At 62.6% G+C, this 25,827-nt stretch carries 20 protein-coding genes; 7 read left to right on the top strand and 13 right to left on the bottom strand.

The window, feature by feature from the left end; translation table 11 throughout:
• Positions 1–261 precede the first annotated feature (261 nt).
• A complete protein-coding gene (locus HHL14_RS18185) occupies positions 262–954 on the bottom strand; it encodes an MgtC/SapB family protein (protein ID WP_169499017.1) in 693 nt (230 codons plus the stop codon).
• Here HHL14_RS18185 and HHL14_RS18190 point away from each other — a divergent pair.
• From HHL14_RS18190 to acuI, 3 genes are all read left to right on the top strand, one after another.
• A complete protein-coding gene (locus HHL14_RS18190; protein ID WP_169499018.1) occupies positions 953–1,138 on the top strand; it encodes a hypothetical protein in 186 nt (61 codons plus the stop codon). The two genes, HHL14_RS18185 and HHL14_RS18190, sit on opposite strands and share 2 nt — an antisense overlap.
• A gap of 274 nt (positions 1,139–1,412) precedes the next feature.
• Positions 1,413–2,057, top strand: coding sequence for an acrylate utilization transcriptional regulator AcuR (gene acuR, locus HHL14_RS18195; protein WP_169499019.1), 645 nt, complete (start codon positions 1,413–1,415; stop codon positions 2,055–2,057).
• Positions 2,058–2,106: 49 nt separating this feature from the next.
• Positions 2,107–3,090: an acrylyl-CoA reductase (NADPH) gene (acuI, locus tag HHL14_RS18200; RefSeq protein ID WP_169499020.1), complete on the top strand. Its 984-nt coding sequence runs from the start codon at positions 2,107–2,109 to the stop codon at positions 3,088–3,090.
• A gap of 147 nt (positions 3,091–3,237) precedes the next feature.
• Here the strand turns inward: acuI and HHL14_RS18205 are convergent, their stop codons facing one another.
• Positions 3,238–4,575, bottom strand: coding sequence for an MFS transporter (locus HHL14_RS18205; protein ID WP_169499021.1), 1,338 nt, complete (start codon positions 4,573–4,575; stop codon positions 3,238–3,240).
• A gap of 622 nt (positions 4,576–5,197) precedes the next feature.
• On the opposite strand from HHL14_RS18205, the gene HHL14_RS18210 reads away from it, so the two are divergent.
• Complete coding sequence (locus HHL14_RS18210) at positions 5,198–6,982, top strand: hypothetical protein (RefSeq protein WP_230413113.1); 1,785 nt, start codon at positions 5,198–5,200, stop codon at positions 6,980–6,982.
• Positions 6,983–7,153: 171 nt separating this feature from the next.
• On the opposite strand, the gene HHL14_RS18215 is transcribed toward HHL14_RS18210, so the two are convergent.
• Complete coding sequence (locus HHL14_RS18215; RefSeq protein ID WP_169499023.1) at positions 7,154–7,789, bottom strand: glutathione binding-like protein; 636 nt, start codon at positions 7,787–7,789, stop codon at positions 7,154–7,156.
• A 140-nt stretch (positions 7,790–7,929) separates the two neighbouring features.
• Between HHL14_RS18215 and HHL14_RS18220 the strand changes: the two genes are divergently transcribed.
• Together HHL14_RS18220 and HHL14_RS18230 are read left to right on the top strand one after the other, a co-directional pair.
• Positions 7,930–8,319, top strand: coding sequence for a winged helix-turn-helix transcriptional regulator (locus tag HHL14_RS18220; protein ID WP_169499024.1), 390 nt, complete (start codon positions 7,930–7,932; stop codon positions 8,317–8,319).
• A 376-nt stretch (positions 8,320–8,695) separates the two neighbouring features.
• Positions 8,696–9,580, top strand: a complete 885-nt coding sequence (locus HHL14_RS18230; protein ID WP_169499025.1) for a DUF5677 domain-containing protein — start codon at positions 8,696–8,698, stop codon at positions 9,578–9,580.
• A 420-nt stretch (positions 9,581–10,000) separates the two neighbouring features.
• Here the strand turns inward: HHL14_RS18230 and HHL14_RS18235 are convergent, their stop codons facing one another.
• The 3 genes from HHL14_RS18235 to HHL14_RS18245 all read right to left on the bottom strand — a co-directional run bounded on the left by HHL14_RS18235 (position 10,001) and on the right by HHL14_RS18245 (position 13,182).
• The gene (locus HHL14_RS18235; RefSeq protein ID WP_169499026.1) at positions 10,001–10,984 is read right to left on the bottom strand and encodes a 2-dehydropantoate 2-reductase; all 984 of its coding nucleotides are present in this window, start codon (positions 10,982–10,984) and stop codon (positions 10,001–10,003) included.
• 101 nt (positions 10,985–11,085) lie between these two features.
• Positions 11,086–11,883: a class II aldolase/adducin family protein gene (locus HHL14_RS18240; protein WP_169499027.1), complete on the bottom strand. Its 798-nt coding sequence runs from the start codon at positions 11,881–11,883 to the stop codon at positions 11,086–11,088.
• A 99-nt stretch (positions 11,884–11,982) separates the two neighbouring features.
• Positions 11,983–13,182, bottom strand: a complete 1,200-nt coding sequence (locus tag HHL14_RS18245; RefSeq protein ID WP_169499028.1) for an amino acid aminotransferase — start codon at positions 13,180–13,182, stop codon at positions 11,983–11,985.
• A gap of 229 nt (positions 13,183–13,411) precedes the next feature.
• Here HHL14_RS18245 and HHL14_RS18250 point away from each other — a divergent pair, with 229 nt between their 5' ends.
• Positions 13,412–14,353, top strand: a complete 942-nt coding sequence (locus tag HHL14_RS18250; RefSeq protein WP_169499029.1) for a LysR family transcriptional regulator — start codon at positions 13,412–13,414, stop codon at positions 14,351–14,353.
• 179 nt (positions 14,354–14,532) lie between these two features.
• On the opposite strand, the gene HHL14_RS18255 is transcribed toward HHL14_RS18250, so the two are convergent.
• From HHL14_RS18255 to HHL14_RS18285, 7 genes are all read right to left on the bottom strand, one after another.
• Positions 14,533–15,357 carry a helix-turn-helix transcriptional regulator gene (locus HHL14_RS18255; RefSeq protein WP_169499030.1) on the bottom strand — a complete coding sequence of 275 codons (825 nt, stop codon included), beginning with the start codon at positions 15,355–15,357 and terminating at the stop codon, positions 14,533–14,535.
• An 83-nt stretch (positions 15,358–15,440) separates the two neighbouring features.
• Positions 15,441–16,577, bottom strand: coding sequence for a hybrid sensor histidine kinase/response regulator (locus tag HHL14_RS18260; protein ID WP_169499031.1), 1,137 nt, complete (start codon positions 16,575–16,577; stop codon positions 15,441–15,443).
• Positions 16,578–16,586: 9 nt separating this feature from the next.
• Positions 16,587–17,240, bottom strand: coding sequence for a chemotaxis protein CheB (locus HHL14_RS18265; RefSeq protein ID WP_169499032.1), 654 nt, complete (start codon positions 17,238–17,240; stop codon positions 16,587–16,589).
• A 4-nt stretch (positions 17,241–17,244) separates the two neighbouring features.
• Positions 17,245–18,090, bottom strand: a complete 846-nt coding sequence (locus tag HHL14_RS18270; RefSeq protein ID WP_169499033.1) for a CheR family methyltransferase — start codon at positions 18,088–18,090, stop codon at positions 17,245–17,247.
• An 80-nt stretch (positions 18,091–18,170) separates the two neighbouring features.
• Complete coding sequence (locus tag HHL14_RS18275) at positions 18,171–21,773, bottom strand: response regulator (RefSeq protein ID WP_169499198.1); 3,603 nt, start codon at positions 21,771–21,773, stop codon at positions 18,171–18,173.
• Between the two features lie 365 nt (positions 21,774–22,138).
• Complete coding sequence (gene katE, locus HHL14_RS18280) at positions 22,139–24,319, bottom strand: catalase HPII (protein WP_169499034.1); 2,181 nt, start codon at positions 24,317–24,319, stop codon at positions 22,139–22,141.
• Between the two features lie 275 nt (positions 24,320–24,594).
• Complete coding sequence (locus tag HHL14_RS18285) at positions 24,595–25,398, bottom strand: MipA/OmpV family protein (protein WP_230413120.1); 804 nt, start codon at positions 25,396–25,398, stop codon at positions 24,595–24,597.
• Positions 25,399–25,827: the final 429 nt, after the last annotated feature.

Here is a 25,827-nt window from a genome sequence, read left to right on the forward strand (position 1 = left end):
TCATCAACGCATTCGGGAAGTAGTGCGACCTGCTTGCGGTCTTCGCCTTCAACGAATCGCTTCATGAGTCACCCGGTCTCAGTGCGTTGATTCAGTTTAGGCGATCAATGCGTTTTCACACACTCTGGGTCGAACTGGGCCGTTCGCCTTCATTGAGTAGAAGTCACCCAGAGGACCGCTTCGCGTCGATCCCAGCCTCCCGACAAAGCAAAGCCGCAATCCCGACGTCCAGGTCTCCATTGGAACGATCTCTGGTAGCGCTCATTGCGGCCCTTCACTGACAGACCAGCTCACCGCCGAGACATGAGGCGCAAGCGCGAGTTCGCCTACCAGTACCTCCAGTTGCTCATCCTGTTGCTGGGGCGCAAACACCACGGCATTCACTTCAACCTGCGCGCTGCTCTTCAAAGCGTGGCTCTCCAGGCTCTGGAGCGAGAGTCCGTTGGCGTCCAGACGTTGCAGCAGCGTGGCTCGAACGAGTGCTTCCTGTTGCGACTGGGTAACCACTTCGATGATGTAATAGCACTCGTTTCTCGGTTCAACTGGAGCGTGCCGATATATAAATCGTGCTAACGGCGGTAGTGCGAGATTACATAGGATGATCAGCAAAGCTGCGATGAGGGCTGTGGCGAGGAAGCCGCTGCCGGCGATCACACCCACCGCTCCCGTACCCCAGACTGTCGCCGCTGTGCTTAGTCCGCGCACGCTGAGACCGTCACGAATGATGACGCCTGCGCCAAGGAAGCCGATACCGGAGACAACCGGCGCTGCCATCCGCACGACCTGTCCCTCCTCTCCAAGCAGGAATGGCAGTGTAGTGAAGGTGGCCGCGCCCAGTGAGACGAGTGCATGGGTGGCAATACCTGTGAAACGCTGCCTTGATTGCCGCTCCATGCCGATCAAGGCACCGAGCGCAACGGCTGCCAGCAAATCATGGATTATTTCCGGGTGCATGTCGTTCTACTCAAAGCTCCGCGAATCAGCCTCGATGGTACCTGGTTTTTCTCGCGATGAGCGCTGCCGTCAGCAGGACGATGCCGCCGCCAACTTCGACGTAAAGGAAATGTTCGAGGGCCACGAAGGCTTTGCGCGCGATGCGCAATGGATGGGAGAGGATATCGGAGGACAGATTCTGTGACATGGGCGTGTCAGTCCTGCGGCCGGACCAGCGCAGATGACCTGCCCCGCCGCAACACGCGGCTGACGCCCCTGGATGATTTCCCCTTACGTTGCGTGCCAGGCTACGGACATCCTGGCTGTGCGGCCCAGGCCGGGCACGTTGGTGTGGACGGGGGGACGATTGCGGGCCTTTGACGCCTTGCAGTCGTCACTCCTGCTAGCGCGAACTGCGACTTGCTGCAAGTTGCAGCAGGCAAATTGAATTTCCGAGACAATCGGTCTAATATCGCGATATGGACACGCCCACAGCTAAACCTCGCCGAGGTCGCCCGCCGAAAGACCCCAGGGTTCACGGCGCAACGCGCGCGACTTTAATCCGCGCCGGCATGGCTCTACTCACGGAGCAAACCTTCGCCGCGACGGGCCTCGATACGATCCTCAAACGGGTTGGGATTCCCAAAGGCTCGTTCTATCACTACTTCGAAAGCAAGGAAGCCTTCGGCCGCGAGCTGATGACCGCCTACGACGAGTACTTTTGCTCGAAGCTCGATCACTGGCTTCTCGATGACACTCGCCCTGCCCTCGAACGCCTTGCCACTTTCGTCGACGATGCGAAGGACGGTATGGCACGTCACGGTTTTACGCGGGGCTGCCTGATTGGTAACCTCGGCGTGGAGGTCGACATGCTGCCCAGCGATTTCCGTGCGTCGCTCGAGCGCATCTTCGAAGGCTGGCAGGCTCGCGTGGCCGCGTGCCTGCGCGAGGCCCAGATCGAAGGCACGATCGCGCCAAACGCCGATCTGGCCGCGCTTTCAGAGTGCTTCTGGATCGGTTGGGAAGGCGCCGTTCTTCGCGCGCGACTGGTGCGTAGCGCCGCGCCCCTCGAAAAATTCTTCCACGGATTTATCACAGGCTTGCCGCTTATATCGCAGCGGTAGGCCCTCCTCCTGAGCAGTCGTCTTTCATCCTTTTTCAGCGAGACGAAACATGTTTAAAGCCATTCTGGTTACCAAGGACTCCGACACATATTCGGCTCACGTTACCGAGCTCGACGATGATCGTCTGCCGGACGGTGACGTGCTGATCGACGTGCAATACAGCACGCTCAACTACAAGGACGGCCTTGCCATCACCGGAAAAGGCCCGGTAGTGCGAAGCTTTCCGATGGTGCCGGGCATCGACCTCGCCGGCACCGTAGCTAAAAGTTCGCATCCGCGATATTCGGTCGGAGATGCCGTCGTGCTTAATGGTTGGGGTGTCGGCGAGCAGCATTGGGGCGGCCTCGCACAGCGGGCGCGTCTTAACGGTGACTGGCTGATTCCACTGCCCACAGGCCTCACGCTACGTCAGACGATGGCGGTAGGCACCGCCGGTTACACGGCAATGCTCTGCATCCTCGCGCTCGAACGTTACGGCATCCACGCAGACCGCGGCGAAGTACTCGTGACCGGGGCGAGTGGTGGCGTCGGCAGCTTTGCCATCACGCTACTCGCGCGACGCGGCTACCGTGTCGTGGCATCGACAGGAAAGCTCGAAGAAGCCGACTATCTGAAACAACTGGGCGCGGTGGAAGTTATCGACCGTGCATCCCTGGGGGCTCCCGGCAAACCACTCCAGAAGGAACGCTGGGCAGCGGCCGTCGATTCGGTGGGCGGCCATACGCTCGCGAACGTTTGCGCGAGCCTGCGTGCCGATGGCGCTGTCGCCGCTTGCGGTCTCGCACAAGGTATGGACCTTCCGGCCACGGTCGCGCCTTTCATCCTGCGTGGTGTGAGCCTGCTCGGCGTCAACAGTGTGACGCGTCCGTTCGAAGAACGTCAACGCGCATGGCAAGCGCTCGCCGAGACACTCGACCTCGCCGACCTCGACACCATCACACGAGAAATCGGCCTTGCAGAAGCCATTCCCGCAGCAAGCGATCTGTTCGCGGGGCGTGTGCGCGGACGGATCGTCGTCGATGTAAACCGTTGATAAACGCGGGGCGACGCCTAAGCGGGCACCTCGCCACGCCGTCATCCGAATTCGCGTCCCGAGAAATCAGGGTCGATCACGGGACGCGAATCGGCAAGCGCCGACAGCGGCACCGACACGAGCGATTCATCCGGCACGTCTGCCACGTTATCGATTGACCAGTTCGCGCGGGAAACACAGCGCGAGGCACCCGCCGACGAACATGAAACCTGCCAGCATGACCATGCTTGCGGTAGGCGTTCCGGTAAGTTCGCGCAACCATCCCACAGCGTAAGGCCCGACGAAACCGGCCACATTCCCCATCGCATTCACGAGCGCAATGCCCGCGGCAGCGCCGGCACCCGCGAGGATCGCGGTCGGGAAACACCAGAAAAGCGGGAGCGTCGTCAGAATGCCCGCGGTGGCGAGCGATAGCGCGATCATCGCCAGCGTCGTGTCGTGCGACCACGCGACGGCAAGAAGCAGCGCGACCGCGCCGCAGAGCGCGGGCGCCGCCGTATGCCACCGACGCTCCCGGCGCAGGTCGGCACTCCGCGCTACACCGAGCATCATCACGACGGCAGTGAATGCCGGAATCATCGACAGCACGCCGATGATCCACGGATCCACCACGCCGGCGCCCTTGATCAGCGTCGGCAGCCAGAACCCCACGCCATACATGCCCATCACGAAGCAAAAGTGCATCGCGCAGATCAGCCAGATGCGCGCATCCGTCATGACCGCGCCGAAAGTCAGGCTCTCCTTGCCGGCGTTATCGATCTCGACGTTGCGCTCGAGCAGCGCCTTTTCGTCGTCGGACAGCCATTTGGCTTTGCCGATTCGATCGTCCAGACACAGCAGCACCAGCACGCCAACCGCAATCGAAGGCAAGCCCTCGAGCAGAAACAACCACTGCCAGCCATGCCAGCCGTGAACACCGTCGAAAGTCTTGAGGATGTAGCCGGAGAGCGGTCCGCCAATCATGCCGGACAGAGGAACGGCAACGATAAAACGCGATGTCATACGCGCACGACGATGCGCGGGAAACCAGCACGTCAGATAAACGATGATGCCGGGAAAGAACCCCGCTTCCGCGACGCCGAGCGCAAAACGCATGATGTAAAACCAGGTCGGCGACGAGACGAACATCGTGAGGCACGAAATGAGTCCCCACGTCACCATGATGCGGGCAATCCAGATACGCGCGCCAACCCGGTGAAGAATCAGGTTGCTCGGAATTTCAAACAGAAAGTAGCCGAGAAAGAAGACTCCGGCGCCGAAGCCATACACGGCATCCGACAATTGCAGGTCGCTCGCCATCGGCAGTTTGGCAAAACCGACATTGACGCGATCGAGATACGCGACGACATAACATAGCAACAGCAGCGGCACCAGCCGCCAGGCAACCTTACGGTAGGTTGCTTCCTCGAAGCCGCTCTCGCCGGCGCGCAAGCCTGTGCGCACAGGCGATACGGGACTGGAAAAAGGCTCTCCTTGCAATGCCATCGACGCGTCTCCAAAGGAGGACCCTCGTGTGGGATCCTTTAATAGGTGGTCTGTCGTGAAGCTATTGCCGGATTCTATGCTTGCCGTTCGTTAAACCACTCTTCCGAATGTCGAATCCATTCATCCAAAGACCGAATGAATCCGCGAGCCGACGTGCGAACACGGGGCATAGGCGCCGCAAACGGAATTCACAACGTCATTTCCCATCAATTGGAATATCAGAAACCTCACCATCCAATTCAGCTACGCGTAAATTCGGTCCGATATATGTCCGCCTAGTCAGCGTTTTATGCTCGTCGCGTGCCTTTGATTAATTTTGCGATTCACCCGGCATTTAAGCGGGTATCGAGCGATAAATGACTGCGTCACGCGTGAAATCGTCATATATACTCGCCTCGATCTCCCTGCGATATACGAGGTCGTGCAAAGATTCGACGCCTTGGAATTAGCTATACATAACCTCCAATTAATCCCTCCTGCGCATACGAGACGACGCCGCCCTTCAAAACGGTGCCGATGACGCAGGAAGCCGCTTGCGGTCAATAGCGGCTCACAATATTTAGGATGACATATGTTTATCTATCGAAGGAGCAGTTACGTTGTTTTCTCCTTGAGTGCCGTATTGGCCGTCACGTTAACGGCGTGCGATAGCGGCGCCGGCAGCGTGGCCGGCAGCGTAGCGCATGCGCATGCCGCTATCGTTACGTCGAATACGCCAGACTTCGGGTCCAATGTCGTCGTGTTCGATTCGAGCATGTCGAGTGCATCGATTCAATCGCAACTCGATGCCGCGTTCAATTCGCAATTGCTCAGTTCCACCGCGCAATTCGGTTCGCAACGTTATGCATTTCTGTTCAAGCCCGGCACGTATAACAATATCAATGCGAATGTCGGGTTCTATACGTCGGTTGCCGGACTGGGACAGAATCCGGACGACACGAATATCAACGGCTCAGTCACCGTGGATAGCGGATGGAATTACGGCGACCAGTCGAACGCGACGCAGAATTTCTGGCGCTCGCTGGAGAACGTGGCCGTCACGCCGAGCAATGGCACCGATCGTTGGGCGGTGTCGCAAGCCGCGCCGATGCGCCGCGTGCACATCAAGGGCAACCTGACGCTCGGCCCGTCCAATCAGGGCGACGGGCAAGGCTACGCAAGCGGCGGCTATCTCGCCGACAGCGCGGTCGACGGCACCGTCACCTCCGGTTCGCAACAACAGTGGTACACGCGTGACAGCTCGATCGGAGGATGGTCGAACGGCGTCTGGAACATGGTGTTCTCGGGTGTCAACGGTGCGCCGGCGCAATCGTTCCCGGCCACGTGGAATGCCGCGCCGCCCTACACCACGCTCGCCACCACGCCGGTATCGCGCGACAAGCCTTATCTGTACATCGACGCGTCGGGTAACTATCACGTCTTCGTCCCCGCGCTGCGCACTGGCGCGAGCGGCGCGTCGTGGGCATCGGGGTCGACGGCGGGCACGTCGCTTCCGATGAGCCAGTTCTATGTCGCGCATCCGACGGATACCGCCGAGACGCTGAACGCCGCGCTGCAGCAGGGGCTGAATCTGTTCTTCACGCCCGGCACCTATCACCTCGACCAGCCGCTTGCGATCACGAACGCTAACACCGTGGTACTGGGCATCGGCTTTCCCACGCTCACGCCCGATAACGGCGTGAACGCGATGACGGTAGCTGACGTGGATGGCGTCAGAATCGCCGGCCTGCTGTTCGACGCAGGTTCGGTGAATAGCGACACGCTGCTGACTATCGGCGCTACCGGTTCGTCGACGAGCCATGCGGCCAACCCGACCAGCGTGCAGGACGTGTACTTCCGCATCGGCGGCGCGCAGGCGGGCAAGGCGACCAACAGCCTGGTCGTGAACAGCAGCGACGCGCTGATCGACGACATCTGGGCATGGCGTGCCGACCACGGCTCCGCGCCGACCGGCTGGACCGTGAACACCGCCGACACCGGTCTGATCGTCAACGGCGCGAACGTGCTGGCTACGGGTTTGTTCGTCGAGCACTATCAGAAGTACAACGTGGTCTGGAACGGCCAGAACGGCAAGACGATCTTCTTCCAGAACGAGTTGCCCTACGACGTGCCCGATCAGGCGTCATGGATGAGCAGCGCCGGCAATGGTTACGCGGCGTACAAGGTGGCGGACGGCGTGACGACGCACGAAACCTGGGGGATGGGCAGCTATTGCTATTTCAACGTCAACCCCGCGGTCAACGCGCTGCACGGCTTCGAAGTCCCGCAAACGGCCGGCGTGAAACTGCATGACACGCTTACCGTATCGCTCGGCGGCGTGGGCACCATCTCGCACGTGATCAACACCACGGGCGCGGCGGCGACCGGCACGTCGACGATTCCGGTTAATGTGGTCAGTTATCCTTAAGCGCTGAAGGCTGGGCACGAGATTCCGGACGGTGCCGGGGATCGTGCCGGTGCGCAGCGCAATCGATCAGGGGATTGCGCTGCACTACTCTATATCTGCGATTCATCTACGCGGCGAACTGAGCGACCATAGCGAAAACGTGGTCGACCGAACACACATCCACATCATGTTTCAATTCCCTGACAACCCCTCTTCTGTCAGGACGCGCTGCACCGCTGGCCTATCCCTGACGCGTTCGTACCACGCCTGAAGATGACGATGCGAGCTGAAGTCAACGTTCGCGTTGTATACAGACTTCATCCATGTCGCCTTGCCCCAACCCGTCAGCGTGAACAGATAGGCATCTGCGATAGTGAAATCGTCTCCCATTAAAAACTGCCGGCCAGATAGCTGCTGATTAATCCACTCGTACCTGCTTTCGAGCTTTGGCCTGGCGGTATCAACCCATTTGCCCGCTGCCACGGCATAGAGCAACGGGATGAAGCCTTTATGAACTTCGGAAGTCAGAAAGTTGAGCCATTCGAGCAATCGATAACGGCCCATCGTGCCGTAAGCAGGTGCCAACCGTGTCTCCGGACGCTGGTCGGCAAGATACTGCGCGATGACCGGCCCCTCACGGAGAAACGTGCCATCGTCCAACTGCAAGAGCGGTACGTAGCCCAGTTCGGCAAGGTCGTAATAGCTGGTTCCGTCCTCCAATAAATGCTTGCGGGCATCGACTTTGATGGTCCTCGCATTCAATCCGGTTTCCTGCAAAACGATACAAATTGCCTGCGAGCAACTACCCGGTGCGTGATATAGCTTCAATGTACTTTCCTCATGATCGAAAACGTGTGTGCACCACCGTTATGGCGCGGAGGATAATATCGCCGAGCAGGGATAAAAAGAGAAGAAGGCAGAAGTTTGTGATATAGGTACAAAAAATATACTTAAACGGGAAACAAATAATGAAGAGAAGTGCGACAGGATGTTCAGTTGAAGAGGCAATGCGCTTGCTAGGCGGTCGCTGGCGTCTGCTGCTAGTGTCTTATTTGCTTGACGGACCGAAGCGGTTTAATGATCTGCGCCGGGACGTTCCCGGAATATCACAACGCATGTTGACGCTTGATTTGCGAGCCCTGGAACAGGTCGGCCTGGTCCAACGGACAATATTCGCCGAGGTACCCGCAAGAGTGGAGTACCAGCTTACTGACGATGGAGAGCGCCTCAAACCCGTGGTCGAGGTCATGCGCGACTTCGGGCTTTGGCTTAAGACTCGCATTGAAGCGGAACCTGAAAATCCGGAACTCACAGCCGTCGAGAAGGCACAAGAAGTGGTGCTTCCGAGCGATGCGTGATATCCGGCATGAACAGGATACTTGTCAGCGGCTGCCTCACTGGCTCGCCAGCTTGCCTGTGCGTTACGACGGCTGCACTAAAACGCTCACAAGCGCACTACTACAAGTTTGGCGCGACAAATGTGTACATCGCAACATGCAATCGAAGGCTGTCGCCATGCAACTGAGCAGGACGCTTTGGGGCTCGGTGCCGCGAGAGAGAAGCTGTGTGATTGCACACCCTCAGCCATTTCGAAGTCTGTTTCACGTCGAGAACTGGCGCACACCCGCTTTTTCAAAAAAAACTAATGACATCTCTTCGACAACGCCGTATGTGGATTAGGCCGTAATTATAATAATATCCACCCTCACAATAAATATTAAATCAGAAATTATCATGACCAAACAGAACAACTCGAATAATTTTCGTATAGCAAAACGCAACTTTGAAAAAGATTTAAAAAAAGTAGCTAATCTAAGAATCCTATACTCAACGACGAAAAAATTACTGGACGACAATTTTGATCAGTGTATAGGCACATTGAAATCGTCACTTGCCCAAACCCAATGTTACACAATCATATCGGCAATAGAAGAGATGGTCGAAACGACTTTGATCTGCCTATCGGATCAGCGCTTCACCACCGCGGAGGTTTTATCCAGAGTCATACTTGAGCACAGTGTAAACCTTATCTACATAATTTCTGAAAATCCTAAGTATCGAGCACGTTCGTTTCTGCGGGCACATTTTGAAAATGCACATTCCCGTGCGAAGAAGTGGCATGAGTATGCCATTTCCCAGAAAAACAAAAACGCAATCGATGATGCCGCTGCACGCATGGAATATCTTCAGAGAATCAAGAAGGTTGTAGGAGGAATCAATAACGCGGAAGCATGGCCTGATGCCCGACGACGCTTTCAATCGATAGGGGCCGAACACTTTTATCACGATGTCTTTGCACCGGCGTCCGACTCGATTCATACATTGGGAGAGGACTCGTTCAACAATTGGATTTCTGGACCCATGAATAAGGAATACGATCACGATCTTGCCCTGGCAGTGGTGCATGCCGAGAAAGGTTCGTATGCGGTCTACATGAGCACAAATGCGTTGGCCTTCTATGCAGAAATAGTAAGAAATTTAATCGAAAATTCAGGTAATGACCAAGCCCTTCAATGTGCGCTACATCTCGCTGACAGCTTCAGCAAACTTATCTCGGACTTCACTACATTGCATACCGCAACTATAGATAACGACGATAAGCTTGCGAACCAGACCTAGCCGACGAATCAACCTCATCTGCTGTGTTCATGTGCCCCGAAAATCCGATCGTTCGCGGATCTTTACGAGGCACCGAACGACCGTTCCATGAAAGACGACGGATGCGCCGTATCGGGTCAAGGCAGCTATGGGTCGACTACGAAAGCACCCGAATTAAGCCAAGGGCGTCTCGCAGCGATAGCGACCCAAGCTCCGAAGTCAGCCGAAAAGTGCCCCTCACACTCCAAACGCAACGTCCAACACCGACAACGTACTCCTTGAAGCCCTTTTCTCCCGTCAATTGCCATGGTCCGCGTTCAGTCATCGCAAAGCGTGGATTCACTCACAGCGCCCTCCTAGATGAGGCCATCGAGTGGATCTGTGCCGGCATCAGGCGCTATGACGAAAACCGCGCGAGACACACGCGGCTTTTTCGCACCCTCACCCCTTCGAATACAACCCCAACGTACTCGCATGCAAGCGCGCGAGCCCAAGCAACGCATCCGTATACGGCGTAGCAACCCGCGTCAATTGCCCTAACTCGCGCACCGCGGCCACCAGCGCATCGAGCTCCACCGCCTTACCCGCCTGCACGTCCTGCAACATCGACGTCTTCATCGCGCCGAGCTTCAGCGTCACCGCGTGACGATCCTCCGGCGCCTGATCGATCGGAATGCCGAAGCGCGCGCCGATCTCCTTCGCCTCCAGCATGATGTGCGTGACGAAGCCGCGCACGAGTTCATCGCCGAGGATCTTGTCGGTCGTCGCGCCGGTGATCGCGCTGACCGGGTTCATCGTCATGTTGCCCCACAGCTTGTACCAGACGTCGCGCTGGATCTGCGCCGACATCGTCGCGTTGAAGCCGGCCGCCTGCAGCAGCGCGGCGAGCCGTTCGACGCGCTCGCCCGGTTTGCCCGACGCCTCGCCGACGATCAATCCGTTACCCTGGTGATGGCGGATCACACCAGGCGAGTCGATCAGGCAACTCGCATGCACGACGCAGCCAACGGTCTTCGCGGTCGGAATCGCCGCGGCGATCGCGCCGTCCGGGTCGATGGTCTTCAGACGCTGGCCGGCAAACTCGCCGTCGAGGCCGTCGCAGAACCACCACGGCACGCCGTTCATCGCGGTCAGCACGATCGTCTCAGGCCCAAGCAGCGGCTTGACGTGCGCGGCCACCGCCGCCATCGCCGGCCCCTTGACGGCGACCACGACGAGGTCCTGTGCGCCGAGGTCGGCCGGCTTGTCGCTGGCCTTGACCTGCTCGGCGTAGATCACGCCGCCTTCGATCAACCGCAAGCCGTGCTGGCGCACCGCGTCGAGCGTCGCGCCGCGCGCGACCACGCTCACCTCGTGCCCCGCCTGCGCGAGCTTCACTCCCATCCAGCCGCCGATCGCACCGGCGCCGTAGATCGCTACTTTCATCGCTTCAATCCTTGCTCATTTTCTGCGTCCGCTGCTGTGTTCATCACCGCGTTCGTCACCACGTTCGCGCTTTCACACTCCGCCCAAGCCATTCTATTCAATCACTGCCGATAACTCGCATCGATCCGATCGACCCGCCGCACCAGCGCATCGAACACATCCTGCCCGGCGCCATGACGCGGATCGAATTGCAGCGAATCGCGCGAGCAGCGAATCGCGACCTCCTCCGGCACCGGCCGCGCGCGGCCCATCGAGAACGTCGCCATCTGGATTTCGCACGCGCGATTCAGCGTCCACAGAATCGCGAAGGTCTGCGCCAACGTGTGGCCCCACGCGAGCAGGCCGTGATTGCGCAGGATCACCGCCTGTTTGTCGCCGATATGCGCGAGCAGGCGCGGCCCCTCTTCCGCATGAATCGTGATGCCCTCGAAGTCGTGATACGCGATCCGGTCATGCAATTGCGCGCTATAGAAGTTGGTCTGCTGCAAACCGTCTTCGAGGCAGGCCACCGCGACGCCCGCCGTCGTATGCGTATGCATCACGCAGTGCGCGTCGGGTAGTCCCTCGTGAATCGCCGCATGCACGACGAAGCCGGCCGGATTCACCGGATACGGCGAGCCGTCGAGCACGCGCCCGTGCGCATCGATCTTCACCAGATTGCTCGCGGTCACTTCGCTGTAGTGCAGCCCGAACGGGTTGATCAGGAAATGCCGCTCGTCGCCGGCGACGCTCGCGGGCACACGCAACGTGATGTGGTTGTAGATCATCTCGGTCCAGCCGAGCAGATCGAAGATCCGGTAGCACGCGGCGAGTTGCACGCGCGCCTGCCATTCGTCCGGATGCATCGCGGCGGAGCCGGACGCGCTGGCCGGTTGCGCTTCGAGGGTCGTGGCCGTCATCGGTGTCTCCATGATTGTTGTCGTGGCGGCGCGGTCGCGCGCCGCTCATTCGTGTGCCATGCCGTCATGCACGGCGGCTCGACTGCCCGACTCCTTGCGTCAGGCGCCCGACACCACCGCCGCGATCGACGACGCAACATAGTCCGCGTTCCGCGCATTCAGACCGGCGACGCACATTCGCCCCGAGCGCAGCACGTACACCGCGTACTCGTTGCGCAGTCGCTCGACCTGGCTTTCGCTCAGCCCGGTGTAGGTGAACATGCCGCGCTGCGCGACGTAGCGCGTGCGCATCACGTCGTCGACGCGACCTTCGAGGCCCGCGTAAATCACGTTGCGCATCGCCAGAATGCGCTCGCGCATCGCGCCGAGTTCGGTCTCCCACGACGCGCGCAGCGTCGCGTCGGCCAGCACGTTGGCGACGAGCCGCGCGCCGTGCGTCGGCGGATTGCTGTAGTTCGCACGCACCGCCGACATCAGCTGACCAGCCACGCGTGCGGCTTCGTCGGCGCTCTTGCAGACCACGCTCAACGCGCCGACGCGCTCGCCATACAGCGAGAAATTCTTCGAGAACGAATTCGCGACGATCAGCGGCACGTTCGCATCGGCGAGCAGGCGCACCGGCGCAGCGTCTTCTTCGAGGCCCGCGCCGAAACCCTGGTAGGCCATGTCGACGAATGCGATCAGCTTGCGGCGCTGCAAAACCGGCACCAGCTCAGCCCATTGCGCCGGGCTCAGATCGACGCCGGTCGGGTTGTGGCAGCACGCGTGCAGCAGCACGACGCTCTTTTCCGGCAGCGTATCGAGCGCGGCGAGCATCTCGGCGAAACGCAGGCCGCCGGTTTGCGGGTCGTAGTACGGATAGGTGTTGACCGTCAGGCCCGCGGCCTCGAACACGACGCGATGGTTCTCCCAGCTCGGGTCGCTGATCCGCATCTGCGAGCCCGGGAAATAGCGCTTCAGGAAATCGGCGCCGACCTTCAGCGCGCCCGAGCCGCCGAGCGTTTGCAGCGTCGCGATCCGGCCTTCGGCGCGCGCCGCGCTGTTCGCGCCGAACACCAGCGCCTGCGCGGTGTCGCGGTACAGCGGCAGACCGGCCATCGGCAGATACGAGCGCGGGCCGATCGCCTCGAGCAGCGCGGTCTCGGCGCGGCGCACCGCGTCGATCACCGGCAGCTTGCCGGCGTCGTCGAAATAGATGCCGATGCTCAGGTTGACCTTGTTCGGCCGAGGGTCCAGCTGGAAGTCTTCGTTCAGGCTCAGAATCGGGTCGCCCGGATAGGCGGGAATATGGTCGAACATGACGGGTCCTTGAAGGCGGCCTCGGAGGGCCTGGGGTAGCGGGCTGGCCGCGCGGCGCGCGAGCCCGCGTGAGCGACCTGACGCGCGCCGGCGGCGCACGGCCGGGCAAAGCTGAAGTCTAAGCGGGTTTGCCGGGCTACGTCGACCGCTACGAGTGTCGTTGCTGCGGGCGCCGCGCACAATCAACCGATTTTTCACGATTCGTAAGTTTTTCTTTAGAATCGATCGTATGCCACTCACCCGCGTCACGATCCGCCAATTCGAAGCGTTTCTCGCCATCGTCGATCTGCATAGTATCGGCGCGGCGGCGCAGCGGCTCGGGCTGACTTCGTCGGCGGTCAGCCAGCTGCTGGCGGAGCTGGAAACCGAGCTCGGCTTTCGCCTGTTCGACCGCACCACGCGACGTGTCGCGCTCTCCAGCGCCGGGCAGGATTTTCTGGCGTCGGCCGAATCGGTGCTGCGTCACGTGCGCGCGGCCGCCCAATCCGCCGACGATATCCGCAACCGCGCGGCCGGCATCGTGCGGGTCGGTGCGCCGCTCGTGATCGCGTCGACCGCGCTGCCCGCGGCGATCGCCGACTATGCGCGCGACAAACCGAAGGTCGTCGTGCGCATCTGCGATACCGTGGTCGAGCAACTGGTGGAACGTGTGGAGAGCGGCGACATCGATCTGGCGATCGGCCCGGACCGTCAAAGCGGTGCGCGCGTGCGCTGCGATCGGGCGTTCGCGAGCCCGTGGGTGATGTGGTGCGCGGCTACCCATCCGCTCGCCTCGCGACGCCGCGTGCAATGGCAGCATCTGCGCGACGTGCCGATCGTCGCGACCGGCCGCGATCACGAGCGCGCGGTCGACCAGATGCTCGCGAACCTGCCGCTCGAAGCCCGCATCATCCCGGTCGATGTCGTCGATAACGTGACGACCGCGTTCGGCCTCGCCGCGCAAGGGCTCGCGGTCACGCTCGCGCCGGCCTACGTCGCGCCGCTCGCGCGCACGTTCGGGCTGGTGATGAAACGTATCGTCGATCCGGAAACGATTCGCGCGGTCTGCGTCTACCGCTCGACCGAACGCACGCTGTCGCCGTCCGCCGACGGCTTCGCGGACTTCGTGATGCCGTGGCTGAAACGCTGGGACCGGGACACGCAGACCGACGCGCGGAGCAAGCGGGATTGATGCGCGGCGGCAGGCTGAACGTGAAACGGAGCCGCCGCGGTGGATGCAACCGGCTCTGAAACCGGCGATGAAACGGCACGCGAATCAAGCGTGTTGAAGCGCGCTTTAACGCGCTATTCGAAACCACACGAAACCGAACACCCGCGAAACCTCAAGAAACGCCGGCCCAACCCAAACCACTACGGCTGCATACACAGCGCGAACAATTGCCGCTGATTCGAAATCCCGAGCCGCGCATACGCGCGTTTCTGATAAGTGATCACGCTCGCCGGCTTCACGCCCATGCACGCGGCGATCTCGACGGCGCTCGCACCTTCGAGCGTGCCGCGCAGCACGTCGAGTTCGCGCGGCGTCAACGCCGGACATACGCGCCGCACACGCGCGAGCATCGCCACGGCCGCGCCCTGCTGATGCTGCCCATTCAACGCGTAATGGCCTGTGGCCGCATGCGCGAACAGCGGCGCGACGCTTTCGATCCGCTCCAGCTCGCCCGCCTCGAACACGCCGTGCGCGCGGTCGCGATACAGGTTGATCGACAGCCACACGCTGTCCATCGGCTGCATCAGCAGCGACAGCCGGTCCGACACGTTCGGCTGCGCGTAGCAGGCCGCGCGATACGCTTCGTTTTCGATTTCGTCGCCGCGCTGCTGATGCAGCACCAGCGCGTTGCGCGCGGGCGGCTGAGCGTTGTGGCGGGTATCGCCGATAATCGCGCGATTGCCGTCCAGCGCATAGAAATGGGTGGCGTAGCGCTCGGCGACGTCGCGCAGAAAACGCCCGCCGCGATGATCGGCCGCCGACACCGTGCGCGGCCGCGCGCCGAATTCGTACGCGAAGATCGTGCACTGCGAAACCGGCAGCGACAGCGCTTCGCCAACCGTCTGCAGAATGCTCGCGGCGAGCGCATCGGCGTCCGGCTGCGAGATCGCCATGACGAGATCGGCGGCGAGCGCGGTGCTGATCTGTCCGCTGCGCTGGGGTGAGGCGAGACGCCAGGAACGCATGATGGGTGCCGGTTGCGCTGCGTGAAATGGGTGGACCCAAGCGTAGCACAGCGCGCGGCGCCGCCATCGCCACCGACCTCCGCCTACCTCCGGGTAAACGCGCCCCGCGAGCCGCGTTGCAACGTCACCGTGCGCGGCAATGCGATCGTAAACGTCGTGCCCGCAGCCTCGCTCGATTCGACGCTGACCTCGCCGCCATGCATGCGCGCGATCTCCTGCACGATATGCAGACCGAGCCCGAGCCCTTCGCGCGAACGCGCTCCGCTGCCGTTCGAGCCGAACGCCTTGAACAGATGCGGAAACACCTCGGCCGGAATCTCGCCGCGATTGGACACCTTGAGCCGCACGACCTCCTCCGCGTCGCCGTCGACGTCGACACCGATATCGCCTTCCGGCGCGCCATGATGCAGCGCATTGCCGATGAGATTCGACACCGCCTGCCAGATCAGGTCCGTATCCCACGCGCCCGTGCTGTTGCCCGAGCAGGTGAACACGATCCGCTTGCCGCTCTTCTGCGACGCGAATTCGTCAATCACGGAACGGCACAGCGTCGCCAGTTCGATCGAGCGCGGCTGCAACGGCAAGCGTCCACCCTGCAGGCGCGCGAGATTCAGCAGTTGATCGACCATCCGTGCCATGCGCAGCGAGCTGTTCTTCACGCGCGTGGCGACGGTCGCGGCCTGCTCGTCGGTGGCGGTACGCATCAAATATTCCGCCGACGCCAGTACCGCGCCAAGCGGCGTGCGCAGATCGTGGCTGAGCACCGCCATCAGCATCTCGTTCGCTTCGAGCATCTGGCGCGTCGTCACCAGTTGCGCGGCGAGCTGGCGCTTCTGCTGTTCGAGTTGCACGAATACGTCGACCTTCGATTGCAGGATGCGCGGATCGAACGGCTTGTACAGGAAGTCGACCGCGCCCGCCTCGTAGCCGCGAAACGTGCGCGACGCGTCCTGCGCGGTCGCAGTCAGGAAGATGATCGGCACGTGCGAGGTGCGCGGGCTGCCGCGCATCAGCGCGGCCAGTTCGAAGCCGTTCATGCCGGGCATGTTGACGTCGAGAATCGCCAGCGCGACTTCATGCTTGAGCAGCAGATCGAGCGCGGCGGTGCCGGAGTCGGCGACCAGCACGGTGACGTCGGGGCGCGTAAGCAGCGCTTCGAGCGCGGTGATGTTGTGGACGATGTCGTCGACGATCAGGATGTTGACAGGTGAGTTCGTCATTGCATCGAATCAGGGAGAAGTCGGCAGCGCGGCAAGGTGCGCGGCCAGGGTTTCGGGATTGTAGATGGCATCGGCCGCGCCGCGCACGATCGCCGCTCGCGGCATTTCCGGCGAGCCGGCGCTCTCCGGCGTCTGCACCCACGCGGTACCGCCGAATGCGCGCACGCGTTCGAGGCCAAACGCGCCGTCGTCGTTGGCGCCGGACAGCAGGATCGCGAGCAGCCGCTCGCGGTACACGGCGGCAGCCGACTCGAACAGCACGTCGATCGACGGCCGCGAGAAGCGCACCGCCGCATCGGTGGACAGCGCGACCGTGCGATCCACCTCGACCAGCATGTGATAGCCGGGCGGCGCGACCAGCACGCGCCCCGGCACGATCGGTTCGCCCGCGTCCGGTTCGAGCAGCGGCAGCGCGCAGCGATGCGCGAGCGCGGGCACCAGATAGCTCGGCGAATCGGCCGGCAGATGCATGACGATCATCACGGCCGCCGCGAAGCGCGCGGGCAACGCGAGCAGCAGCACGCCGAGCGCGTCGATGCCGCCCGCCGACGCGCCGATCACGACGAGGTCGTAGCCGCGCGGCACGGTGGGCGCTTCGGCGTCGGTATCGGTATGGATATCGGCAGCCGGCGGGGTCGAAGGCGGATCGATCGGGCGTGACATGGCGCTACCGCTTCTGATAGATGCGTTCGGCCGCGCGAAACTCGTCGAACGCTTCGTAATGACGGGAAAAACGCAGGCTTTCCTTGCTGCCCAACCCAAGAAAGCCACGCCGCACCAGCGCGTTTTCGAATAGCCCCAACGCGCGATCCTGCAAGCCGCGATCGAAATAGATCAGCACGTTGCGGCACGACACCAGATGCGCTTCGAGAAACACTTCGTCGGTGGACAGGCTGTGATCGGCGAACACCACGCGCTCTTTCAGCGAACCGGCAAAGCGCGCGCCGCCATACGCCGCATGATAGTAGTCCGATAGCGACCGCGTGCCGCCGGCCGCCAGGTAGTTCTGCGTAAAGCCCTGAATCCGCTCCAGCGAGTAAATGCCCGATTCGGCGCGCGCGAGCGCGTCGGGGTTGATGTCGGTCGCGTAGAACAGCGTGCGCTCGGTGAGGCCCTCTTCGTCGAACAGGATCTTCAGCGACCACAGCTCTTCGCCGGTGCTGCAACCGGCGACCCATACCTTGATCGACGGATAGGTGCGCAGCCGCGGCAGCACGTGCTCGCGCAGCGCGAGAAAATATGAAGGATCGCGAAACATGTCGCTGACCTGCACGGTCAGGTACTGGAACAGCCGCGAGAACTGCTCGCCGTCGCGCATGATGCGGTCCTGCAGTTGCGACAGCGTCTGCAGGCCGAACTCGTCGAGCGCCTGCGTCAGGCGGCGGCGTAGCGACGACATCGCGTAGTGGCGAAAGTCGTGCTGATACTTCAGATAAATCGCGTCGAGCAGCAGCTTCAACTCGATGTCGAAGTCGCTCATGCGCTGCGGTACGTCGAAAGCCGATCGGCTCATCGCGGTTCCCGGTTCCGTTGTTTCTTCCGCCTCTGTATTCATTTTCACTGCCCCCGCGTGCGCGTTCGCCCGCCGTCCCGTCAACGCTGCCGCAACCAGACGCGGCACAGCGCGACCAGCTTGTCGACGTCGATCGGCTTCGATACGTAGTCGTCGGCGCCCGCCTCAAGACAGCGCGTGCGGTCGTTCGCCATCGCCTTCGCCGTCAGCGCGATGATCGGCAGATGCGCGAAGCGTGGATTGCGACGGATCTCGCCCATCGCGGTCAGGCCGTCCATCTCCGGCATCATTACGTCCATCAGCACGAGGTGCACGTCGGGACCGTTTTCGAGTTCGTCGAGCGCCTCGCGGCCGTTACGCGCGATCAGCAGCTTCGCGCCGAGCGGCTCCAGCACATGCGACAGCGCGAAGATGTTGCGCACGTCGTCTTCGGCGAGCAGGATCGTGCGGCCCTCGAACGCATTGTCGCGCTGCCGCACGGTACGCAGCATGCGTTGCTGCTCCGGCGCGAGCGACGACTCGACGCTATGCAAAAACAGCGTGACTTCGTCGAGCAGCCGCTCCGGCGACTTCGCGCCCTTGATGATGATCGACTTCGAATAGCGGCGCAGCCGGTGCTCTTCGTCGTCGGACAGCATGCGGCCGGTGTAGACGATCACCGGCAGCGACGCGTGCGCGGTGTTCGCGGCGAGGCGTTCGAGCAGATCGTAGCCGGTGCCGTCGGGCAGCGCGAGGTCGGTGACCACGCAGTCGAAGCTCAACGCCTCCAACCGTTCGAACGCGTCGGCGAGCGTCGCGACCGCGACGATCTCGGTGTTGTCGCTTTGCAGCAGCGCGCGGATGCTCTCGCGCATCGGCGCGTCGTCCTCGATCACCAGCACGCGTTTGAGCCGCTGTTGCAGGCGCGCTTCAAGGCGGCGGATCGCGGCTTCCATCGTCGAGCGCGCGGTCGGCTTCAGCGTGTAGCCGATCGCGCCGAGGTGCAGCGCCTTGTCCGCGTGGTCGGTGGCCGACACGATATGGATCGGAATATGACGCGTCAGCGGATCGTTCTTCAGCCATTCGAGCACGGTGAGGCCCGAGCGGTCCGGCAGGCCGATGTCGAGCAGCACCGCGGCCGGCCGCATGTCGCGCACCAGCGCGAGGCCGCTCGCGGCGTCGCTCGCGTGTACGAAGTCGAAGTCGAGTTCGTGCACGAGGTCGCGCAGAATTTCGGCGAACGCGAGATCGTCTTCGACCGCGACGATCAGGCGGCCGGCGCGGGTGCGCTGGTCGCGGTCGTCGGGAATCGATGCGGCAGCGGGTTTGGCTGGTTCGGCGCTGTCGGTCGGCGGGGACGTTGGGGTCGCGGCTGTCGCTATGACCGATACGCCGTTCACGGGCGAGAGCGCCGTGGCCGGTACAGGCTCCGCTGGAGCGCGCATTAACGGAGCCTCGGCCGCGCTCATTGCGCCGCTTGTCGAGTCGCTCATTGCACTGCTTATCGCACCACTCATCGCCCCGCCGTCGCTGGCGGCCGGCACGTCACGCGCCGCCAGCGCATCGCGCGGCAGCCACAGCGTAAACACGCTGCCCTTGCCCACTTCGCTCGCCACCGTGATACGCCCGCCGAGCAGCCGCGCCAGCTCGCGCGAAATCGACAGTCCCAGTCCGCTGCCGCCGTATTGCCGGCTCGTCGAACCGTCGGCCTGCTGGAACGCCTCGAAGATCATCTCCAGCTTGTCGGGCGCGATGCCGATGCCCGAATCGCGCACGTCGAAGCGAAGCGCGTCATCGCCGACCGGCGCCACCGCGAGCGTCACTTCGCCGTGCTCGGTGAACTTCAACGCGTTCGACAACAGGTTGCGCAGAATCTGCGTGAGCCGCTGCGCGTCGGTGACGAACGTATCCGGCGTGCCCGGCAAGCTGTCGAACGCGAGCCGCAACCGCCGCGTCGCGGCGAGCGGCCGGAACATGTCCTCCAGCGACTGCAGCGTCGCGTCGAGCGATACCGTTTCGGCTTCGACCGTCAGTTGCCCCGCTTCGACCTTCGACAGATCGAGGATGTCGTTGATCAGCACCAGCAGATCGCTGTTCGAGGCGTAGATCGTCTCCGCGTAGCGCACCTGCTCGTCGGTCAGATTGCCGCCGCGGTTCTGCTGCAGCAGCTTCGCGAGAATCAGCGAGCTGTTCAGCGGCGTGCGCAATTCGTGCGACATGTTGGCGAGGAACTCGGACTTATAGCGGCTCGACTGTTCGAGGCGCTCCGCATTGGCCGCGAGATCGTTCTGCGCGCGCAGCAGATCCGACTTCTGCCGCTCCAGCCGTTGCGCGTATTCCTCGAGCTGCACGTTGGTCTGTTCGAGTTCGGCCTGCTGCGCTTCGAGACGCCGCTGCGAGTCCAGCAGCGCGCGGCCGCGTTCTTCGAGCCCTTCGTTGGAGACGCGCAATTCTTCCTGCTGGACCTGCAGCTCCTCGTTCAACTGCTGCGTCTCGGCAAGCACGTCCTGCAGACGCTCGCGATACAGCGCCGCCTCGACGAAATCGCCCATGCTGTTGCGGATCAGCTCGATCAGTTCTTCGTCGCGCGGCATCACGTCGCGCAGAAAGCCCATTTCGACGACCCCGTTCACCTGGCCGTCGTTGTCGAGCGGTGCGATCAGCAGATTGCGCGGCGCGCTTTTGCCGGTGGCCGACGCGACCTGCACATAGTGCTCGGGCACCTCGCGCAGCACCATCGTGCGGCGCGAGCGCGCGGCCTGACCGATCAGCGTCTCGCCGTCCTCGAAACTGAGCGCCGCGCCCTGCTCGCTTTCGCGGCTGAAGCCGTAAGTCGCGACGCGCCGCAGCGTGCCGTGCTGCCGGTCGCGCACGTAGAGCACGGCCACCACGACGTCCAGATACTGGGCCAGAAATTCGAGCATCGCGCGACCGACCAGTTGCGGGCTCGTCTGCCCGACTACCTTCTCCGCGAGCAACCGTTGGCCGGAGCGCAACCAGACCTGCTGTTGCAGCTTGCCGGTCTGTTCGGCCTGCTGACGCAGCGCGGCGTCGTAAGTCTCCGACAGGCCCAGCAACTCGCGACGCCCGCGCCATGCAAGCAGCCCGCTGACGATGAGGCTAAACAGCAGGAACGCGCCGACCAGTGTCGCCGTGACACCGCGCGTCGCTTCGGCGCGCTGCTGGCGCAGGCGCAATTCGACGTCGAGAAAATCGTCGAATTCGCGACGGATTTCGTCGAACTCGACCTTGCCACGCCCGGTCGCGATCGCGCTTTCGTAGTCCTGATTGCGCCGGCGTGCGTCGATGATCTCTTCGGCGAAACGGCTCCAGCGCTGCTGCAGCGCCTGAATCTGCTTGAGCCGCTCGACTTGCGGCGGGTTGTCGGCGACGAGCTTCTGCAGCGCGTCGAGCTGCGCCCTGAACTTCGGGCCGCCGTTTTCATACGGCGCGAGGAAGCTTTCGTCGGCGGTGATCAGGAAGCCGCGCATCGACGACTCGCGATCCACCGCGAGGCGCAGCATTTCGTTGGCGTTGCCGATCACGCGCTCGGAATGCTCGGCCCAGTTCATCGTCGATACGAGGTAGGCGATCAGCCCGACGAACAGCGCCATCGTGACGAGGCCGACGCCGAGAGGCAGCGCGAGATTGCGGCGCAGGATGCGGCGAAAACGCAGTTGATCGACGGCCGGCGCGGCGGTCATTTTTTCTGTTTTCGGCATGGTGAATCGGGTCGATGCGGAATATTTTTCGGATTGACGTGCGGTGGTTTTCATCGCGACACGGCCGCCGTCATCATACAAGCACGAGGTTCATCTTGAAAATGGATGCGCTCGCGCCGAGGCTTGCTGCATATGGCCGCGCGCGGAACCGGCGGGCTCGCGCGAGGGTTTGTCCGGGGCGTCGTCAAGCGCAAAAAAACTGGCCGGTTCGTACCGGCCAGGTGTGTTCACCGAGCGCTTGCGCGGCGCGCCGCGGTACTGCGCTCACCGCGTGCAGCGCCGTCGCAACCGGTGCGTTGGTCCGCTCATGCAGCACCGCTCATGCAGCACCGCTTATGCAGGACCACTTACGCCGGCACCGATTCGGCCTGCGCCGCGCGCGACCACACGCGATGCTGCTCGGCCGCCGCGATAAAAGCCTTCAGCACGTCGGCGGATTGCTGATCGTCGCCGGTCGCGACGCCATCCGCATGGTCCGGTAACTGCGCGGCGGTGAGCACGTCGCGCCCCGCGCCGAGCGCGGCGATCGCCTTCAGATGCTTGAACGCCTCGAGCACGAAATGCCGCGCGTCGCCCGATTGCGCGAGCGTCTTCGCCCCCTTCGCACCGCCGACGACGATCACCCCATCGAACATGATCGACGGCAGCCCGGCGATCGTCGCGTCCGGCGCGAGGCCGTCGATTTCCGCGAGCGTCGGCGCGATCAGCATCGGCACCGCGCCTTCGCCGCCCAGCGCCTGCTGCAACTGCCTGATCGCGGCGCCATCGGAACCGGGCGCGGCGAGCAGCGCGATCTTGCAGGTCTTGATGCCGGGCTTGACGCGGTTCATCAGACTCAATGCGGGCGAACTCTTCGGCCCGACCAGCTTCGCGGTGCCCTTCTTCGGCGCCGGCAGCCCCAACCCTTCGGCGACCGTGGCGGCGAGATCCGCGTCGAAGTTCGCGAGGATCTCGTTGACGACGCGCGCGCGAATCTCGGGCTTCGTGACCTTCCCCAGCTCGAACTGATAAGCCGCCGCGATATGGTCTTTCTCGGGCTGCGACATGCTGTTGTAGAACAGCGCGGCCTGCGAGAAGTGATCGGCGAACGACTCGCTGCGCACGCGAATCTTCGTGCCGTCGACGCGCTCCTGATAGCTTTCGAAGCCACCGTCCTCGGCGGCCGGGTCGGTTTCCTTCGGCCAGCCGTCGTTCAGCGAGTTCGGTTCGTACGACGCCTGACCGACGTGAATCGCCTGCCGATGCATCGCGTCGCGCTGATTGTTCACATACGGGCAGACCGGCCGGTTGATCGGAATCTCGTGGAAATTCGGGCCGCCGAGCCGGCTGATCTGCGTATCCGTGTACGAGAACAGCCGCCCCTGCAACAGCGGATCGTTGCTGAAATCGATGCCCGGCACCACATGACCCGGATGAAACGCCACCTGCTCGGTCTCGGCGAAGAAGTTGTCCGGATTGCGATTGAGCGTCATCTTGCCGATGATTTTCACCGGCACCCGCTCCTCCGGAATCAGCTTGGTCGGATCGAGCAGATCGAAGTCGAACTTGTGCTCGTCCGCTTCCTCGACGATCTGCACGCCGAGTTCAAACTCGGGATAGTCGCCGCGCTCGATCGCGTCCCACAGATCGCGCCGATGAAAATCCGGGTCCTTGCCCGCGAGCTTCTGCGCCTCATCCCACAGCAGCGAATACGAACCGAGCACCGGCCGCCAGTGAAACTTGACGAAGCGGGCCTGGCCCTTCGCGTTGACGAAGCGGAACGTGTGGATGCCGAAGCCCTCCATCGTGCGCAGACTACGCGGAATCGCGCGGTCCGACATCGTCCACAGCACCATGTGCGCCGATTCGGGGACCAGCGAAACGAAGTCCCAGAACGTGTCGTGCGCGGAACCGCCGGTCGGCATTTCGTTCGGCGCCTCCGGTTTCACCGCGTGCACGAAGTCCGGAAACTTGATCGCATCCTGAATGAAGAACACCGGCATGTTGTTGCCGACCAGATCGTAATTGCCTTCCTGCGTGTAGAACTTGACCGCGAAGCCGCGCACGTCGCGCACGGTGTCGGCCGAACCGCGCGGTCCCTGCACGGTCGAGAAGCGCACGTAGACCGGCGTTTCGACCGCCGGGTCCTGCAGGAACGCGGCCTTGGTGTACTCGCGCATCGATTCATACACCTTGAAGATGCCATGCGCGGCCGAGCCGCGCGCATGCACGATGCGCTCGGGAATCCGCTCGTGGTCAAAGTGCGTGATCTTTTCACGCATGATGAAATCTTCGAGCAGCGACGGGCCGCGCGGACCCGCGCGCAGCGTGTTCTGGTTGTCGGCGATCTTCACGCCCTGATTGGTGCGCAGCGCTTCGCCTTGCGGGCTGACGCGATTGCGTTCGAGATCGCGCGACTTGGGATCGTTCGTCGGGTTCGTCCCGGCCGACCGGGCGGCGGCCTTCTGGGTATTCGCTTTACCTGCCATGGGGATACACTCCTTGGTTCCTTTGTTCGAGGGCGCGGGCGCGTGCTCACTCGTACTCATCGAGGCAGCAAGCGATATACCCATGCCGCGGGTTCGTGGTTGCGTCGATGCGGGCGGGGACGAGGTGGGGAATGCAGCGGCGTTGCGGAGGGAAGGCGGTGCGAGCGGCGGGAGTAGTGAAAAAGACAGTGGGAAGAAAAGACGCAAGCCCTGGGCGCGGCGCTTGCCGCGCCGCCCCGCTGGGTGCAGCGGGCACCTCAGGAAGGTCACCCGACAAGCGAGCCCAACCGCCGCGCTTCCGAAGCGGCCCCGCATGCCGCTTCAGAAATGCCGCGTCAGAACCGGTAATTGATCGACACATCGGCGACGCCGGTCGCGCGGCTCCGGACGATCGGACTATTGCCCGCGCTACCGACCAGTTGCTCGAACGCGCCATCGGCGGTCGCGAACCAGTGCTTGTTGAACAGCCAGATCGCGCTGACGCCAAAGCCCACCGATTTGAAACCGGCGCTCGCGTGGTACTGCGAATACTGCGAGTGCGCGGCCTGCTCCTGATTGACGCCGAACCAGCTGTTCATGTACTTCGAATTCGCGAGCGTCACGTTCGGTCCGGCGAACCAGAAGAATTGCTTCGAGCTGCCAGGCATCGGCAGATACGCGCCGATGTCGCCGATCCAGCCGTTCGAGCCGCCGAAATAGCGGCGAATGTCCGCGCGCACGACCAGCGGAAAGTTCTTCGACACTACGTATTCGCCCGATAGCTTCAGGCCCGGCGCCACGTTGATGTTGCCGAGGCCGTCGAGCTCCTGCGGGTCGTCGCGCGCGCGTCGGCCGAGATCGTAGACGGCCGCGAGACTCATGCGCCAGTTCTGGCCCTGCGCGAAGTTGACGCCGAAGCCCTCGCCGCTCGACAGAAAGAACAGATCCTTGTAGCGCACGTCGATGCTCGGGCCGCCCACCACGTGATAGCGGTCCGAGCCTTCGAAGCGCGGCTGGAACGACGCCGCCGCGCCGAGGCGCACCTGCCAGTCGGGGATGTTCGGCTGCCACATCTTCTGCAGCGGTATGCCCACCGAGTACTGCCATTCGCCGAGCGGCGACGGCGTCTGCGCTTGTGCCGCGTTCGGCATCCACGCCATCCCGCCAAGAGCCGCGACGACCAGCGAAGTCGCCGCGATGCCGGTTTGTTGGTGGCGAGGCGTCGCGCCCCGCTTCTTTCTACGGCCGATCCACACCAGAAGCCTCCGATCCCGCAGTCGCGAGGAGCTTATGTGCCCGTTAATGTTCCCGCCCGGGGTCCAGCGCGGACCCAGAAAGCTCGAGCGAGCGCCGCGCTACTACTGACGGCGTGTAATTTTTCCAGTAAGACGACGCGCGCCGCCTGGCCTGAGTGAAGCATCGCGAGTCCACGTGGCTCCAGAGCCGCGGCGAGCCGGTTCACGGCTTGCACGAACGCTGCGATGCGCGATACGGCGAAAACGCGCGACGACGGCAAGCTGATTCGCAAGATATGCGCCAAGTCTGTGGAGGTTTGATGACGGCGAGCCGCAGCGGTGCGACTGCACCGC

Origin of the sequence: Paraburkholderia antibiotica (assembly GCF_012927125.1) — a bacterium.
Classification (GTDB): domain Bacteria; phylum Pseudomonadota; class Gammaproteobacteria; order Burkholderiales; family Burkholderiaceae; genus Paraburkholderia; species Paraburkholderia antibiotica.

Bases quoted from the DNA above. Each gene is read 5' to 3' on its own strand.
- HHL14_RS18260 (WP_169499031.1), bottom strand. From the start codon at position 16,577: ATGACGAACTCACCTGTCAACATCCTGATCGTCGACGACATCGTCCAC.
- HHL14_RS18285 (WP_230413120.1), bottom strand. From the start codon at position 25,398: ATGGCGTGGATGCCGAACGCGGCACAAGCGCAGACGCCGTCGCCGCTC.
- HHL14_RS18265 (WP_169499032.1), bottom strand. From the start codon at position 17,240: ATGTCACGCCCGATCGATCCGCCTTCGACCCCGCCGGCTGCCGATATC.
- HHL14_RS18250 (WP_169499029.1), top strand. From the start codon at position 13,412: ATGCCACTCACCCGCGTCACGATCCGCCAATTCGAAGCGTTTCTCGCC.
- HHL14_RS18185 (WP_169499017.1), bottom strand. From the start codon at position 954: ATGCACCCGGAAATAATCCATGATTTGCTGGCAGCCGTTGCGCTCGGT.
- HHL14_RS18190 (WP_169499018.1), top strand. From the start codon at position 953: ATGTCGTTCTACTCAAAGCTCCGCGAATCAGCCTCGATGGTACCTGGT.
- katE (WP_169499034.1), bottom strand. From the start codon at position 24,319: ATGAGTACGAGTGAGCACGCGCCCGCGCCCTCGAACAAAGGAACCAAG.
- HHL14_RS18275 (WP_169499198.1), bottom strand. From the start codon at position 21,773: ATGACCGCCGCGCCGGCCGTCGATCAACTGCGTTTTCGCCGCATCCTG.
- HHL14_RS18235 (WP_169499026.1), bottom strand. From the start codon at position 10,984: ATGAAAGTAGCGATCTACGGCGCCGGTGCGATCGGCGGCTGGATGGGA.
- HHL14_RS18255 (WP_169499030.1), bottom strand. From the start codon at position 15,357: ATGCGTTCCTGGCGTCTCGCCTCACCCCAGCGCAGCGGACAGATCAGC.
- HHL14_RS18270 (WP_169499033.1), bottom strand. From the start codon at position 18,090: ATGAGCCGATCGGCTTTCGACGTACCGCAGCGCATGAGCGACTTCGAC.
- HHL14_RS18230 (WP_169499025.1), top strand. From the start codon at position 8,696: ATGACCAAACAGAACAACTCGAATAATTTTCGTATAGCAAAACGCAAC.
- acuR (WP_169499019.1), top strand. From the start codon at position 1,413: ATGGACACGCCCACAGCTAAACCTCGCCGAGGTCGCCCGCCGAAAGAC.
- HHL14_RS18220 (WP_169499024.1), top strand. From the start codon at position 7,930: ATGAAGAGAAGTGCGACAGGATGTTCAGTTGAAGAGGCAATGCGCTTG.
- HHL14_RS18245 (WP_169499028.1), bottom strand. From the start codon at position 13,182: ATGTTCGACCATATTCCCGCCTATCCGGGCGACCCGATTCTGAGCCTG.
- HHL14_RS18240 (WP_169499027.1), bottom strand. From the start codon at position 11,883: ATGACGGCCACGACCCTCGAAGCGCAACCGGCCAGCGCGTCCGGCTCC.
- acuI (WP_169499020.1), top strand. From the start codon at position 2,107: ATGTTTAAAGCCATTCTGGTTACCAAGGACTCCGACACATATTCGGCT.
- HHL14_RS18205 (WP_169499021.1), bottom strand. From the start codon at position 4,575: ATGGCATTGCAAGGAGAGCCTTTTTCCAGTCCCGTATCGCCTGTGCGC.